Here is a 13,171-nt window from a genome sequence, read left to right as displayed (position 1 = left end):
GGCCGCCCAGCGCGGCGCGCCGCTCGGCCAGGTAACGCGCCTCGGGCGAGTCGGGGCCCGGGTGCAGGTACGGCGGAAGCTCCCCGCTCAGCGCCTCGTCCGATACGGGCAGGCCGAGCCGGTCACGCATGATCCGGAACTCGTCCTGGGTGAGCTTCTTCATCTGGTGGTTGGCGTTGCGGGCCTCCACGCCCGCGCCGAGGGTCCAGCCCTTGACGGTCTGGACCAGGATCACCGTGGGGCCGCCGCGGTGGTCGAGCGCCCTGCGGTAGGCGGCGTGCACCTTGCGCGGTTCGTGCCCGGCCCGCGAACCGCCGACGATCCGCCGCAGGTCGTCGTCCGAGTACGGGACGTCCAGGCCGTGGAACAGGTGCTCCCTGATGTACGCGCCGGTCGAGGCCGCGTACGTCTGGAACTGGCCGTCGGGCGTCTCGGCGAGCCGGGCCACCAGCTCGTCGGAGCGGAGCAGGTCGTCCCACTCCTGGCCCCACAGCGCCTTGACGACGTGCCAGCCCGCGCCCCTGAAGACGCTCTCCAGCTCCTGCACGACGCTGGTGTTGCCGCGTACCGGGCCGTCGAGCCGCTGCAGGTTGCAGTTGATGACGAAGGTGAGGTTGTCGAGCCCCTCGCGGGCGGCGAGCGTGAGCGCGGCGGTGGCCTCGGGCTCGTCCATCTCGCCGTCGCCGAGGAAGGCCCATACGTGGCTGTGAGAGGTGTCCTTGATGCCGCGGTTGTGCAGGTAGCGGTTGAATCTGGCCTGGTAGACGGCGTTCAGCGGGCCGAGGCCCATCGAGACGGTGGGGAACTGCCAGAAGCCCGGCATCGCCCGCGGATGCGGGTACGATGGCAGCCCGCCCTCGGTCTCCCGCCTGAACAGGTCGAGCTGCGCCTCGCTGAGCCGCCCCTCCAGGAAGGCGCGCGCGTAGACGCCCGGCGAGGCGTGGCCCTGGAAGTAGACCTGGTCGTCCGTGCCGTGGAAGAAGTGGTTGAAGCCCACCTCGTACAGCCAGGCGGCGGACGCGTAGGTCGCCATGTGGCCGCCCAGTCCGAGCTTGCTGCCCCTGGTCACCATCGCGGCGGCGTTCCAGCGGTCGTAGGCGGCGATGCGCTCCTCCAGCTCCAGGTCACCCGGGTAGGCGGGCTCCTCGGCGGTGGGCACGGTGTTGACGGGACGCGAACTCGTGGCGAGCCGTCTCAGGAGGAACTCGGCCCGCTCGTGGCCGGCCGCGCGCCGGACCGCCTCGAGCGACTCCAGCCACTCGGCGGTCTCCTGAGGATCCAGATCTCTCTCCATGCCGCCATTAAACACCCTATGATCGATCATTGGTTCTTTAGGGGCGTACCATCGACTTTCGTGAGACCCGTTGTGCGGTCGCCGCTGCGCGACCACATCCGCCAGGTACTGCTCGAGGGCCTGATCAGTGGCCGATGGGAGCCTGGCGAGCGCATCGTGGAGCGCCGGGTGGCCGCCGAGCTGGAGGTCAGCCAGGCGCCGGTCCGCGAGGCGCTGCGCGAGCTGGAGGCGCTCAGGCTGATCGAGTCGTCGCCCAACAAGGGCGCCAGGGTTCGCCCTCTCACCGCGGCCGACCTGCGGGAGGTCTACGAGGTGCGGGCGGGGCTGGAGGAGACGGCGGCCCGGCTGGGCGTCCCGCGGGTGGAGGAGTTGCGGGCCCACACGGGCCGCCTGCACGTGGCCGCCGCGGCGGGCTCCCTCGACGACCAGGTGCGGCACAGCGTCGCCTTCCACCGGGAGATCGTGGCGGCCTCGGGCAACGCCGTGCTGCTGTCAGTGTGGGAGTCGCTGGGCGTCGAGGTGTGGACACACCTGTCGATCCGGTTGTTCAGGATGCGGCCGGACGAGAACGCCGCCGACCACGAGCCGCTCGTCGAGGCCTTCGAGGCGGGCGATCCCGGCGCCGGCCGCATGCTGCGCGAGCACGTCCTCGGCTACGCGCCCTGCGACTCACGGTAGTACGGGTCGGCGACCACGCCCTCGCCGTCCGCGTACGTGTACACCTCGCGGCCTGAGACGAAGACCTGCAGCGCCCGGCTCATGATGTCGAGCGGGTCGCCCGACCAGACCACCACGTCCCCGTCCAGGCCCGGACGCAGCGCGCCCACCCGGTCGTCGATTCCCATGATCCGTGCCGGGTTCACGGTGATCGACCGCAGCGCCACCTCGGGGTCGAGCCCCTCCTTGACGGCCAGCGTGGCCTGGTGCACGAGGAAGTGGATCGGCACCACCGGATGGTCGGTGGTGATCGCCAGCTGGACGCCGGCCCGTGCCAGGATGCCGGGGTTGCGCAGCGACCGGTGCCGCAGCTCCACCTTCGACCTGCTGGTGAACAGCGGCCCGATGATCACCGGGATGTTCCTGGCGGCCAGCACGTCGGCGAGCAGGTGCCCCTCGGTGCCGTGGTTGATGACCAGGCGGTAGCCGAACTCGTCCGCCAGCCGCAGCGCGGTCGCGATGTCGTCGGCGCGGTGCGTGTGCTGGCACCAGGGCAACTCGCCGTCGAGCACCCGGACCAGCACCTCCAGCGTGCCGTCGCGGTCGAACGGCTTGCCCTCGGCGGCCGCCGCGGCCCGCTTGGCCTTGTAGTCCTGGGCCTTCATGAGCGCGTCGCGGATCACCGCGGCGACGCCCTGCCGGGTCGAGGGCAGCTTCTTCTGGTCTCCGTAGACGCGCTTGGGGTTCTCACCGAGCGCGCTCTTCACGCTCACAGGCTCCCTGACCAGCATCTCCTCGACGGTCCGTCCCCAGCACTTGACGGCGACCGTCTGCCCGCCGATGGGATTGCCGGAACCGGGCTTGATCACCGCCGTGGTCACGCCGCCCGACAGGGCGTCGGCGAAGCCCAGGTCGGCGGGGTTGATCGCGTCCAGAGCGCGCAGCCTGGCGCCGTTCGGGTCGGTCATCTCGTTGGTGTCCTGGCCCGCCCAGCCCTCGGACTCCTCGTGCACGCCGAGGTGCCCGTGCGCCTCGACGAACCCCGGCAGCACCCACCTGCCCGCCGCGTCGACGACCCGCACCCCGGACGGCACCTCGACGTCCCGGCCCACCGCGGCGATCTTCCCGTCCCTGATCAGCACGGCGCCGCCGTCGATGGGATCGCCGTCGACGGGGACGACCTGGCCGTTGATGATCGCGACATTCATGTCCAGCAACCTACCTGGCCGGTTGAAACCTGAACACATCCCCATAGAACGTCCGATCTGCGCGACACGCCATGAGGTCGGTAAAGTTCACCAACGGAAGGGATGCCGCGAAGTGTCACATGAAGCCCACGGCCTGGGTGCGGGCCCAGGACCCCGCGCGCTCACCGGCGAGCAGGCGACGCACCTGCTCGGCGCGCAGCGGTTCGGCGCGCTGGCCACGAACAAGACCAGCGGCCACCCGCACCTGTCCACCGTCGTCTACACCTGGGACGCCGACCAGCAGGTCATCCGCGTCTCCACCGTCGCCGACCGGCTCAAGGTGCGCCATCTCCACAAGGACCCCCGGGCCGCCCTCTACGTCGCCAGCGACGACTTCTGGTCCTACGCGGTGGCCGAGGGCGAGGCCGAGCTGTCGCCGGTGAGCTCCGTGCCGGGCGACGAGGTGGGCCGTGAGCTCCTGGCGATGCAGCCGGGCTTCGAGCCGCGTGACCAGGACGCCTTCCTGCGCCGGGTGGTCGCGGACCGGCGGCTGGTGATCAGGCTCCGGGTGTCCCGGCTGTACGGGACCGCGCTCGACGTCCCGCCTGCCGGCTAGCCCGGCGGCCGTCGTAGGCCACCACCCCGGGCCGGGCGGCCCGCAGGACCAGCGCGAACAGCGCCGCGCCCGCCAGGACCCCGACGGCGTGCTCGGCCACCGCCACGGGCGGATACTCGGGAGGCACGTACCCGCCGGGCCCCAGCAGGGCCATCGCGAGCTTCCACGCGCTCCAGGCGAACAGCATGCCCGACACGGTGAACCCCAGCACCACGGCCGGCCACTTCCGCAGGCCTGTGCGGCGCAGCCCGAGCGCCCAGGCGCTCCAGGCGCCCGCGAGCGCCCAGACGCCGGTGGTGCCCAGCATCAGCCTGGCGTTCAGATCAAGCGGGCGCTCGGTGAGGGCGGTGCCGCCGAGAGCCCAGCCGAGCCAGAGCGCCGCCAGCGCGGCGACCCCCACGAGCACCCCGCACGCCAGGACCGGGCTCCGGCTGCCGCCCAGCCGTCCCGCGAACGCGTCCGGCCAGCGCTCGCGCAGGTAGAGCGGGAGGCCGACGGCCAGCCCCAGCGCCATTCCGGCGAACCCGGTGGAGAGCAGCACCGTCTCCCACACCGGCGTGGTGTCGCCGGTCTCGCCGCCCGGCGCGAGCAGGGACGCCGCCGCCATGTACGGGATCATCGGGACCAGGAACCCGCTCCCCACCCAGGCGAAGAAGACCACGGGCAGGGCCGGCAGCCGCATCCCCCACCGCTGGGCCAGCGCCAGCGCCAGGGTCACGCCGACCCCGGCCATGACCACGGTCAGCGCGTTCAGCGCCAGCCAGTCGCTGGTTCCCCTGATCAGCTCGGCCGTCACCCAGATGATCTTCACGGCCAGGTACAGCGACAGCGTCAGCGCCGCCCCGTACCCCGCGAGCTTGCGTAACGTGATGGAGCTCATGGACGACCAGCCTCACGGCACCGGCCTCGCGCTCCCTCCCCCAAGGAGGGGGACCACCTCCCCCTCGCGGGGGAGGCCGGCCCGCTCACGCAGCAGCCGCGCCGTCTCGGCGTCCGCCGGGAAGTACGCCTCGACGGCGAGTTCCTCCAGCGTCACGTCGAAGGGCACGCCGAACGTGGTGATCGTGTTGAAGAAGCACAGCTCGTCCCGGTGGTGACGGAGCCGGATGGGCAGCGCGACGTCGGCGGGGTCCGGCTCCGCGAGTTCGCCGCCGCTGCCGTACGACACCAGCTCCGCGTGCAGTTCCGCGAGCTCCTTGTCACCCGTGCGGGCGGCCTGCCTGGCGAGCCGCGGCAGCAGGTGGCCGCGCACCTGGTCCAGGTTGCGCAGGCGGGGCGCGAAACCTCCCGGGTGCATGCCGAGCCGCATCATGTTGACCGGCGGCTCCAGCAGGGCCGGGTCCACGCCGTCGAGGAAGACGGTGACCGCGTCGTTGGCGAGCACCAGGTTCCACCGCCGGTCCACGACCAGCGCCGGGTACGGCTCATGCCCGCGCAGCACGTGCCCCAGCGCCTCGTGCGCCCTGGCCAGGTCGGGGCCGTCGATCGGCCGCTCGGGGTAGACGGGCGCGTACCCGGCCGCGAGCAGCAGCCGGTTGCGCTCGCGCAGCGGCACACCCAGGCTCTCGGCCAGGTGCAGGACCATGGAGCGGCTGGGCATCGTCCGCCCTGTCTCCACGAAGCTGACGTGCCTGGATGACACGTCGGCCAGGAGGGCCAGGCCGAGCTGGCTGAGGTTGCGCCGGCGTCGCCACTCGCGCAGCAACTCCCCCACCGGTTGATCTACCGACATGTACCGGTTCTAGCCCTGATCTCATGACTTGAGCAACTTGCTCGGGACACCGGCCGAGCCCCCTCACCCGCCACATCTCGCGCAAAAGCCGCACAAGGCACTTCATCGTCGATCAGAGTGATCGTTGACATCGATTCGGTGTCCCAGTGAAGGCTTTCGGAAGGACGCAAACGTGAAATTACGGTTGTTCGCCGCGGCAGTCGCCGGTTGCGCGCTGGTGACCCAGCTCGCCGGGACGGCATCGGCACAATCGGGCGTTTCGAGCGAGCGACGCCTGGAAGCGGAACCAGCCGCGATCACCTGGTCGGAGTAATCGCCGCAGGTGGAAGGCGCACGATCGACTCCCGCCGCCCCCTCGGACCTGCCGGCCTTACATCCCATGTAATCGACGCGCCCGCAGGGCTCGTGCGACGGTTGGCGGCATGTCTACGCGCAACAGAGAGTTCATCGTGAACGGCTTCGCGGAGTTCGCCGCGGGCAACGTCGACGTGCTCCGCACGATGCTGAAGGAGGACTTCATCGAGCACAGCCCGGGCAACCCCTCGGGCCGCGACGCCTTCGTCGCGTCCATGAAGGACAGCCCGGTCGCCTCGGCGCGGCTGGAGCTCAAGCGGGTCGTCGCCGACGAGCAGTTCGTCGCCGTCCACTACCACATGGTCCCGTCCGACGGCGGGCGCGGCCACGCCGTCGTGGACATCTGGCGGATCGAGGACGGACTGATCGCCGAGCACTGGGACGTCGTCCAGCCGGTGCCCGATCCCCAGGAGACCCCGCACGGCATGTTCTGATCACCTCAGCGCGTCGACCGGCTCCATCCGGGCGGCGCGCAGCGCCGGGTAGAGCCCGGCCAGCAGGCCCACCAGGGCCCCCGCGACCGGCGCCGCCACCGCGAGCCGCACGTCGAGGACGGGCGTCCACTCCTTGGCCGCCGACACCCCGACGACTGCGACGACGCCGAGGCTGGTGCCGATCACGCCCCCGGTCAGCCCGATCAGGGTGGACTCCAGCAGGAACTGCGCCGCGATGTGCCGCCGCGCCGCGCCGAGCGCGCGGCGCAGCCCGATCTCCGCGGTGCGCTCCATCACGGTGACGAGGGTGACGTTGGCGATGCCGACGGCCCCCACGAGGAGCGAGACCAGCCCGAGGATCAGGAACAGCGCGTTGACGTCGCTCTGCACGCCGTCGCGCGCCCTGGTCGGGCTGGCCTGGGCGATCACCTGGAGCATGTCCTGGTTGCCGGGGCTGAGCGCGGCGGGCGCCTGCCTGGCGATCAGCTCGGCGGCGCCGAGCGCGGTGTTGACCAGCACCCTGGTCACGTGCCGCAGCCCGAACCGCTGACCGATCGTGGGCGGGACGATGACCGCCGTGCCCAGGTCGCGCTCGCGCCGCAGGTCGCCGAGGACGCCGATGACGGTGTAGGCGTGCTCGCCGATGAAGACGGCGGGCGCCCGGTCGAGGCGGGTGATGCCGAGCATCCTGGCGGCCTGCTGGCCGAGCACCACCACCTTGTCCCGGCGTGCCAGGTGCCCGCTGTCGAAGAAGCGGCCCTGGACCATGCGCCCGCGCGCCGCTTCGGGCAGCCCTGGCGAGGCGGCGACCACGTTGAGCGTCTGGCCAGTGACCCGGGCCGGGTCGATCAGGTCGTTGGACCGCACGATCTGGTTGGCGCCCTCCTTGCTCTCGGCCAGCGCCGCGGCGGAGGAGACGCCGCGCAGCCTGGTCACGTCGGCGAGGGAGTCCCAGGCGACGAGCGGCTCGTCATCCTGCGGCACCTCGATGGTGACGGCGGTGGCGGTGAGCTCGTCGAACCTGCCGACGATCTGGTTTCCGGCGGTCGCCGCGACGCCGAGCGTGATGACCAGCGTGGTGATGCCGAGCACGGTGCCGAGCGTGGTGAGCGCCGATCTGACCGGACGGGCCAGCATGCCCGCCATAGCCTCGTTCGTCAGGTCGCGGACGTCCACGTCACTCCTCCACCAGCAAGCCGTCGACGATCCTGGCCCGGCGCGCTGCCCGGCCGCTCACCTCGGTCTCGTGCGTGATCACCACGATGGTCAGGCCCTGACCGCGCAGCTCGTCGAAGAGGTCGAGGACGGCGTCGGTGTTGCGGCTGTCGAGGTTTCCCGTCGGCTCGTCGCACAGCAGCAGCGACGGCTCGCCGAGCAGCGCGCGGGCGATCGCGGCCCGCTGACGCTCGCCCCCGGACAGGCGGTCGGGCCGGAAGCCGACCCGGTGCCCGAGCCCCACCCTGTCGAGCGCCGCCAGCGCGCGCTCACGCCGGCCGCGCCTCGGCTGCCCGCCGTAGAGCTCGGCCAGCATCACGTTCTCCACCACGCTGCGGTGCGCCAGCAGATGGAAGGACTGGAAGACGAAGCCGATGCGGCTGCCGCGCAGCCGGGTCCGCGCGCCGTCGCCGAGCGTGGTCGTCTCGACGCCGTCGAGCCGGTAGCTGCCCGAGGTGGGCGTGTCGAGCAGGCCGAGGACGTTGAGCAGCGTCGACTTGCCGGATCCTGACGGGCCGACGACGGCCAGGTAGTCGGAGCGTTCGACCCGCAGGCAGACCTCCGACAGCGCGCGGACGGGCGGGTCGGCGGGGAACTCCCTGCCGATCGCGTCCAGTTCGATGACGGGCTCAGGCACCGCCGACCACCACCCGGTCCCCCTCTTTCAGGTCGCCGGTCACCTGGACCCTGCCGTCCGCGGTGAGCCCGGTGCGCACCTGCACCTCCTTGGTCCTGTCGGGTGCGACCTCCACCTGCACCCGTGGCCTGCCGTCGGCGGCGGTGATCACCGCGGCCACCGGGACGACGAGCACCTCGCCCTCCGTGGCGCCGACCGTCACCCGCGCCGTGACGGACGCGCCCGACAGGCTCCGGAGCCCCTTCATCGAGTTCGGGGTGATCAGGACGGGCTCGGAGCTCGTCCGCGGCTCGTCGTCCTTCTTGGCGGCACTGCCGGTCTCACCGGTGGCGAGCTCGGCCTTCTCGCCGACCGCGGTCAGCGTGGCGGGGTAGGTCTTGCCCGAGTCGGTCTCGATGACCGCTTTCAGGCCCTGCTTCAGCAGGCTCGCCTCGGCGGTCTCGACCGAGCCCGTCACCGTGAACGACGAGCTCGTCACGGTGGCGACCGCCTTCTCGACCGTCTCGCCGGCCTTGATGCGGGCCTCGTGCAGGCGGGCCGGCAGCCTGGGCAGGAAGACCAGCTCGCCCGGCGGGATCGTGGTGCCGTAGGTCCGCGTGAACTCGGCGAGCAGCGCGCTCGCCGCCTCCAGATCCGCCTTCGCGCCGGCCACCTTGAGCCGGGCCGGCGACAGCTGCCTGGCCTGGCGCAGCGCCTGCTGGGCGGTGAGGACCGCCTCCTTGCGGTCGCGCACGGTCTTGCGCAGCTCTTCCAGCCGCGTGTCCTGTGCCTCCCCGACCTCCCGCCTGGTCAGGTCGAGCGTGCGGCGCGCGCTGTCGAGGTCCTGGCTCGCGTTCGCGACGCGCGTTTCGAGCAGACGGGTGTCCGTCGACGGCCGCGGGGTGGGGGTGGGCGTCGCGCCCTGGTCTGCGTTGTCTCGCTGCGCCTGGTCGAGCGCCTGCTGGGCCTCCAGCAGCTTCTCCTCCGCCGCGCGGACGGCCGCCTCGGCCGCCTCCACCTTGGCCTCGTCCTCCGGAGCGGCCTGCTGGGCCCCTGTTCTTTCCAGCAGGTCCTCCGCGGCCTTCAGGTCGGCCTCGGCGTTGGTGAGCTTCGCCTTCAGCGGGCGGACGTCCGCGCCGGAGTCGAGCGTCTTCTGCTCGGTCGCCAGCGTCTCCCGCGCGGTCCTGACGGCCTTGCGCAGCGTGTCGCGCTGCTGCCTGGCCTCCAGCGTGGGCTGCTGCGCCTCGTACCCCTTCTTGGCGTAGAGACGGGTGACCGCGGCGATGGTCGCCTGGTCGAACACGCCGGTGGCAGGCGCGCCGTATCCGAGCCTGCGCAGCGCCCGCTGCAGCTGCTTGACGTCGGCGCCCGTGGCGCCGGGGCTGATCGTGCGGTGCATCGGCACCTTGCCGGTGACGGCGATCACCGGTCGGCCGTTGACCTCCATGATCACCTTGCCGTCCCGGATCGTGCCGGGACGCGGCGCGCGGGTGGCTCGCTGGATCGGGTCGGCGCCGCCGACGACGCCCGCGAGCGTGATGGCGAGCGGCGAGCCGTACTCCAGCGTGCCGCTGACGACGACGGTGCTGACCAGCTTGGTCCGCTCAACGGCGGCGGTGACCAGGGACGGCTTGGGCGCCTTGCGCAGCGCCGCCTCGTCGGCGGGCGAGCGCAGCCGGGCTCCGACGGCCCAGCCGACGGCCGCGATGGCCAGGACACCTGCGACGATCGTCAGCAGGAGTCTGCGTGGGGATCTCATGGTTCTCTCACCTGGGGACGGGACAGCGGGCGACTAGTCGGCGCTCACTGGCCGAACTGCTCGCTGACCTGCCGCTCCAGCGTGTGAGCCTTGGGGACGTAGGCGGCGTAGAACCCCCTGCCGCATTCCAGGTCATCGAGGGCCACCTTGATCTCCCGGTCCAGATAACGGCGGGCGACGGCGGGAGCGAGGTGGCTGGGCTCGAAGTACTGCCCCTTGGGCAGGTCATCGTCCGGGATGTCGTCCCTCTTCGCGATCTCGGTCTTCTCCGCCTCGAACTTCTTCCCGCCCCACACGCTCATGTCGGTCGGCTTGGTGGAGGCGATCTGATAGCCCTTGCCGGTCATGCAGTCGGCCATGGCGGAGGCGAGTTCGACGATCTGGGGGTCGCCGTCGAGTTCGCGTGCCTGGGTCTGCGCGATGAGCGCGTTGACCTGCTCGGCCCTGTCTTCGAACGACTTGACGACCTTGCCGGTGACCTGCGTGATCGCCTGCCCCTCACAGCCCCTCGACGCCCTGTCGTAGGACTTCTGCTGGGCGGCCGACAGGTCGTTCCTGATGGCGAAGTTGGGGTTGACGGGAGCGTTGTCGGGCTTGACCTCCGGGCTGCCCATCTCCTCTGGATAGACGAAGCGGGCGAAGACCTCGAACCCGTACTTGGACCTGCGGGTCTTCAGCGCCTGGTAGTCGCCCTCGAAGAAGGCCTTCCTGGCATCGTCCGACATGCTGAGCTGGTCCACGTACGGGATGTACGTGAAGCCCTTCCCCTTCAAGCAGTCCGCCTTGGCGGCCTCGATCCGCTGCTTCGCGTCCTGCTTGGGAGAGGCAGCCGCGGACGGCTGGCCGGTCGCGTCCGTGCCGCAACCGGCCAGCAACACCAGGACGGCCGAAGCCGCCAATGATCGCTTGAGCATGCCGAGGACCATACTCCGTTTAATGGAGCATGGTCAATCCGGCACCTGCCTCCGGTACCCGAACGGGACGAACGCCGCCGCCACCGTCAGGAACGCCAGCAGCCCCCAGTAGCCCAGATGCTGGTTTGTCAGCCCTGTCAGGTGCTCGCCGAGCTGAAGCGAGACGGCCGTGAGATAGCAGGCCGCCGCCACCGCCCACCGCGGGTCGCGCGCCGTCCGCGCCGCCCACACGCCCAGGCAGAGCAGCGCCAGTTCCAGCACCAGCCGGCTGAGCCCGATCGGGTACGGAGTCCCCTCCGGCATCCACGCCGGCCCCGCCCACGCGGCCAGCGGCACCGCACCCCACCAGCACCACGACCTGGTACGGACGGTGCCGCCCCTGAACGCCAGCGCCAGCAGGCCGAACCAGGCCAGCCCGTAGCCGAGCGCCACGACGACCGGCCCGCTCGTGCCGAACAGCGGCTCGCGGGCCAGGAAACTCGGATAGACGGGCAGCAGGGTCACGTCCACGGGCTGCCAGCCGCTCGCGATCGCCGTCGCCTTCACGCCGGTGAGCAGCACGACGGGCAGCGCCGGCCTCGCATACCCGCGCAGGACGGCCAGCAACGCGACCCCCGACAACGCCACCCACAGCGGGATGGACCCCGCATAGGGCAGCAGCGTCGCGAGCTGCAGGGCCAGCACGGCGGTGACGCCCAGGTGCAGGCCGTCCCACCAGGCGTTGCCGCCCGCCCCGTGCCTGACCCGCTCGCGCAGCCCGCCCGCGACCAGCCCGGCCGCCTCCCTAAACTCCGGGACGGTACGCCCGGGAGCCGCGCAGTCGACCAGCACGCCGAGCAACTCCCGGCCGTGGGCGGCACGGTAGGCACGCGGATAGGCCAGCAACAACCACCGGTACCGGCGTTCGAGAGGGGTCATGCGTGCGCGGTGCTGCGCTTCATCACCAGGGCGGCGGCCTCCTGCATCCGCCGGGCCTCGGCCTCCAGCACCCCCTGCCCGGAGTCGCTGATGCGGAAGTACCGGCGGGCCCGGCCGTTGACCGTCTCCTCGCGGTCGACCACGATCAGCCCGCGATCGCCGAGCCGCTCCAGGATGCCGTAGAGCGTGCCGACAGACGGCTTCACCCGCCCGCCTGACAGCTCAAGGATCACCTTCATGATCGCGTGCCCGTGCAGCGGTCCGTCGAGCAGCGCGGTGAGCACGTAGTACATCGGCTCGCTGACTTCGTCGGTCCCCCTCGGCATGCTGGAGAACATAACACGCGCCGGTTACGGCGAGGGCAGGGAACCGGGCCCCGATCAGGAGGTCCGAGGCTGCTTCATCGCCTAAGATCATGGTTTCGCCCGAGCCGCTGGTCCAGGGAAAATGAGCTCTTTCACTTACGTCGAGTCACCCGAACCCCGTCCCGAGATCCCACTCGCCGGCGGTGACGTCACCGAGGGGGTCGTGCGTGTCGGCGACACGGTGCGCCGTCCGGTCGGCCCCAACGCCCCGCTCGTCCACGCGCTGCTGCGCCATCTGGAGGAGGCCGGGTTCACCGGAGCCCCGCGGTTCCTCGGCATCGACGCGGCCGGGCGCGAGGTGCTGACCTTCGTTCCCGGCGAGGTCGCCGGGCGGCCGAGGCCGGCGTGGATCGCCGACGAGGAACGGCTGGCCTCCGTCGGTCGCCTCGTCCGCGACTACGACGACGCCGTCGCCGGCTTCGTCGTGCCCGAAGGGGTGCGGCCCGGGCTCGGGTTCTCGGAGCCTCCGGGCATGCCGCCCGCGCCGCCCTACCCGGCCGAGGTGGTCGGGCACATGGACTACACGCCGGACAACATCGTGTTCCGGGACGGCGAGGCGGCCGCGCTGATCGATTTCGACATCGCCAAGCCGGTCGCCAGGGTGGAGGAGGTGTGCAACGCGATGCTGTACTGGGCGCCGCTGGGCGACCCCGTCGACGCCGACCCGCTGCTGCGGGAGGTGGACGTGCCGCGTCGCTGCCGGATCCTCGCCGACGCCTACCGGTTGTCGGACGCCGACCGCTCCCGGCTCGTCGAGGTGGCCGTGCTGCGGACGCGGCGGTCGTGGTTCTCGATGAAGCAGATCGCCGAGGAGCGTGGCGGCGGATGGGCGAGAATGTGGGACGAGGGCGTCGGTGACCAGATCAAGCGGCGCGAGGCCTGGCTCGACCGCACTGGCGCGGCCATCGACGCGGCGCTGAACGCTCCATGACTCGTCCGGCCCTCGTCACGGGCGAGTATCACGACCGGCCTCCGTCTCCATCGACACCCAACATCGTCGATGTCTCGAAAGAGAACGAAACGCGGGAGTGGGGTGGCGGGGGGCCGGGGGCCACAACCCCCCCCCGAGGCCAAACCGAATCAATGACCTCGGGTACAGCCCACAAAAAA

General features: G+C 71.4%; 13 protein-coding genes and 1 pseudogene. 4 read left to right on the top strand and 10 right to left on the bottom strand.

Annotated elements, in window-relative coordinates:
• Window positions 1-1,294: pseudogene (locus ABZ297_RS06255) on the bottom strand (pyruvate dehydrogenase (acetyl-transferring), homodimeric type); the annotation flags it as partial.
• 60 nt (window positions 1,295-1,354) lie between these two features.
• Here ABZ297_RS06255 and ABZ297_RS06250 point away from each other — a divergent pair.
• Window positions 1,355-1,972, top strand: a complete 618-nt coding sequence (locus ABZ297_RS06250; RefSeq protein WP_355340221.1) for a GntR family transcriptional regulator — start codon at window positions 1,355-1,357, stop codon at window positions 1,970-1,972.
• Here ABZ297_RS06250 and ABZ297_RS06245 read toward each other — a convergent pair.
• Entirely contained in the window at window positions 1,948-3,159 is a 1,212-nt protein-coding gene (locus tag ABZ297_RS06245; protein ID WP_355340219.1) for an amidohydrolase, read from the bottom strand. The genes ABZ297_RS06250 and ABZ297_RS06245 overlap by 25 nt on opposite strands.
• A 112-nt stretch (window positions 3,160-3,271) precedes the next feature.
• Between ABZ297_RS06245 and ABZ297_RS06240 the strand changes: the two genes are divergently transcribed.
• A complete protein-coding gene (locus ABZ297_RS06240; RefSeq protein WP_355340216.1) occupies window positions 3,272-3,754 on the top strand; it encodes a TIGR03618 family F420-dependent PPOX class oxidoreductase in 483 nt (160 codons plus the stop codon).
• On the opposite strand, the gene ABZ297_RS06235 is transcribed toward ABZ297_RS06240, so the two are convergent.
• Both ABZ297_RS06235 and ABZ297_RS06230 read right to left on the bottom strand, forming a co-directional pair.
• Entirely contained in the window at window positions 3,696-4,634 is a 939-nt protein-coding gene (locus tag ABZ297_RS06235; protein WP_355340214.1) for a hypothetical protein, read from the bottom strand. The two genes, ABZ297_RS06240 and ABZ297_RS06235, sit on opposite strands and share 59 nt — an antisense overlap.
• Window positions 4,635-4,646: 12 nt before the next feature.
• Window positions 4,647-5,486: a helix-turn-helix transcriptional regulator gene (locus ABZ297_RS06230; protein ID WP_355340212.1), complete on the bottom strand. Its 840-nt coding sequence runs from the start codon at window positions 5,484-5,486 to the stop codon at window positions 4,647-4,649.
• Between the two features lie 422 nt (window positions 5,487-5,908).
• Here ABZ297_RS06230 and ABZ297_RS06225 point away from each other — a divergent pair, with 422 nt between their 5' ends.
• A complete protein-coding gene (locus tag ABZ297_RS06225) occupies window positions 5,909-6,274 on the top strand; it encodes a nuclear transport factor 2 family protein (RefSeq protein WP_355340211.1) in 366 nt (121 codons plus the stop codon).
• On the opposite strand, the gene ABZ297_RS06220 is transcribed toward ABZ297_RS06225, so the two are convergent.
• The 6 genes from ABZ297_RS06220 to ABZ297_RS06195 are packed head-to-tail and all read right to left on the bottom strand — an operon-like array spanning window position 6,275 to window position 12,022.
• Window positions 6,275-7,450, bottom strand: a complete 1,176-nt coding sequence (locus ABZ297_RS06220; RefSeq protein ID WP_355340209.1) for an ABC transporter permease — start codon at window positions 7,448-7,450, stop codon at window positions 6,275-6,277.
• A gap of 1 nt (window position 7,451) precedes the next feature.
• Window positions 7,452-8,126: an ABC transporter ATP-binding protein gene (locus tag ABZ297_RS06215; protein WP_355340207.1), complete on the bottom strand. Its 675-nt coding sequence runs from the start codon at window positions 8,124-8,126 to the stop codon at window positions 7,452-7,454.
• Window positions 8,119-9,864: a peptidoglycan-binding protein gene (locus ABZ297_RS06210; protein ID WP_355340204.1), complete on the bottom strand. Its 1,746-nt coding sequence runs from the start codon at window positions 9,862-9,864 to the stop codon at window positions 8,119-8,121. Before ABZ297_RS06210 ends, ABZ297_RS06215 begins: the two co-directional genes overlap by 8 nt.
• A gap of 44 nt (window positions 9,865-9,908) precedes the next feature.
• Entirely contained in the window at window positions 9,909-10,778 is an 870-nt protein-coding gene (locus tag ABZ297_RS06205; RefSeq protein WP_355340202.1) for a hypothetical protein, read from the bottom strand.
• A 33-nt stretch (window positions 10,779-10,811) separates the two neighbouring features.
• The gene (locus ABZ297_RS06200) at window positions 10,812-11,696 is read right to left on the bottom strand and encodes a hypothetical protein (protein WP_355340199.1); all 885 of its coding nucleotides are present in this window, start codon (window positions 11,694-11,696) and stop codon (window positions 10,812-10,814) included.
• Window positions 11,693-12,022, bottom strand: coding sequence for a PadR family transcriptional regulator (locus ABZ297_RS06195; protein WP_355340196.1), 330 nt, complete (start codon window positions 12,020-12,022; stop codon window positions 11,693-11,695). The genes ABZ297_RS06200 and ABZ297_RS06195 overlap by 4 nt, the downstream gene beginning before the upstream one ends.
• A 121-nt stretch (window positions 12,023-12,143) precedes the next feature.
• On the opposite strand from ABZ297_RS06195, the gene ABZ297_RS06190 reads away from it, so the two are divergent.
• A complete protein-coding gene (locus tag ABZ297_RS06190) occupies window positions 12,144-12,992 on the top strand; it encodes a phosphotransferase (RefSeq protein ID WP_355340193.1) in 849 nt (282 codons plus the stop codon).
• The last annotated feature ends 179 nt before the right edge of the window (window positions 12,993-13,171 follow it).

This window comes from Nonomuraea sp. NPDC005983 (genome assembly GCF_040614375.1).
In the GTDB taxonomy this organism is placed as follows: Bacteria; Actinomycetota; Actinomycetes; order Streptosporangiales; family Streptosporangiaceae; genus Nonomuraea.
The sequence above is the reverse complement of the archived record's forward strand: the minus strand, read 5'-3'. Positions and strand labels throughout refer to the sequence as shown.